Below are 580 nucleotides of genomic sequence, written 5' to 3' on the forward strand. Positions count from 1 at the left end.
GAATGGAAGGTCATGGCAGGGAAAATATCTCCTCATCAGTAGATGTAAGTCGTACCATTGGCTGGTTTACATCGATGTACCCGGTGTTATTGAAAAATAAAGAAGATACAGGTAGCTTATTAAAAGGCATAAAAGAACAACTGCGTAGCATCCCCGACAAAGGGCTGGGTTATGGCTTACAAGAAACAAAAACCACCAGTTTCGACCTGTTATTTAATTACTTAGGTCAGTTAGACAATAGCGGCAAATTACTGGTGCCAGCCGAAGAAGCTACAGGCGCTGATATTGCTGCAGGTAACCGGCAGTCAGTAAAGATAAGTGTGAACAGCATGGTGCAAGGTGGCGAGTTATTTGTTCACTGGAACTATAGCAAACGTCATTATGAAGACAGTACGATTGCACAGCTCTCATCAAGTTACATCTCTGCTATCACGGAATTAATTAATCATTGTGTATCACAAACAGGGGCTGTATTTACCCCTTCAGATTATGGTCTTGGCAAAGAGATCAGTTATGAAGAGTTGGATAAATTTATGGAGGAGCCTTACCGGGGCAGCAAAAGGGGGGATCATATAGCGCG

1 protein-coding gene is annotated in these 580 nt (G+C 42.8%); it reads left to right on the forward strand.

Annotated features, from left to right (window positions below; translation table 11 throughout):
* Nucleotides 1-580: condensation domain-containing protein (locus GO495_RS31915; RefSeq protein WP_205691387.1), on the forward strand; the 580-nt coding region annotated here is incomplete at both ends.

The sequence above is a fragment of the Chitinophaga oryziterrae genome (assembly GCF_009758125.1).
GTDB classification, from domain to species: domain Bacteria; phylum Bacteroidota; class Bacteroidia; order Chitinophagales; family Chitinophagaceae; genus Chitinophaga; species Chitinophaga oryziterrae.